General features: G+C 40.0%; 1 protein-coding gene. It reads left to right on the top strand.

The window, feature by feature from the left end:
- Window positions 1–99: 99 nt before the first annotated feature.
- The coding region (locus E2K52_RS14825) for a helix-turn-helix domain-containing protein (RefSeq protein ID WP_151205729.1) at window positions 100–490 on the top strand (391 nt) is incomplete at its 3' end.

Here is a 490-nt window from a genome sequence, read left to right as displayed (position 1 = left end):
CTTGGATTCTCAAATGAAGTGCAACAGAGATTAAATTATTGAAAGGGAGCAAGATGAGCTAGCATTTTGCTTCCGACCGACCAAAGTCAAAGTTGCATCATGAACTATACTCATCTTACTCAAGAAGAAAGATATCAGATTTCCACATTGTTACGTGAAGGTTTTTCTAAGCGTTATATTGCCTGGAGGCTAAATCGCTCAACTTCAACTATTTCCAGAGAAATAGCACGCAATCGGGCAAGGAATGGTTATTTCGCTCAACATGCCAATAAATTAGCTCGCAAACGGCATTGTCCTAATCCCAAAAGAATCCCTTATGATACTTGGGTACAGGTCATTGCTTATCTTGATCTCCAATGGAGTCCCGAACAGATTGCTTCTCATGTTTCAGTCAGTCTGCATTCCATATACAGGTTTATACAGCAGGATAAAAGCAGAGGTGGTGTGCTCTTCCACAACTTACGTTTCAGAAATCAAAGGAAGAGAAAAT

It is taken from the genome of Acinetobacter sp. RF14B, assembly GCF_006864105.1.
GTDB classification, from domain to species: domain Bacteria; phylum Pseudomonadota; class Gammaproteobacteria; order Pseudomonadales; family Moraxellaceae; genus Acinetobacter; species Acinetobacter lwoffii_C.
This window is presented reverse-complemented; position numbering and strand designations above follow the sequence as displayed.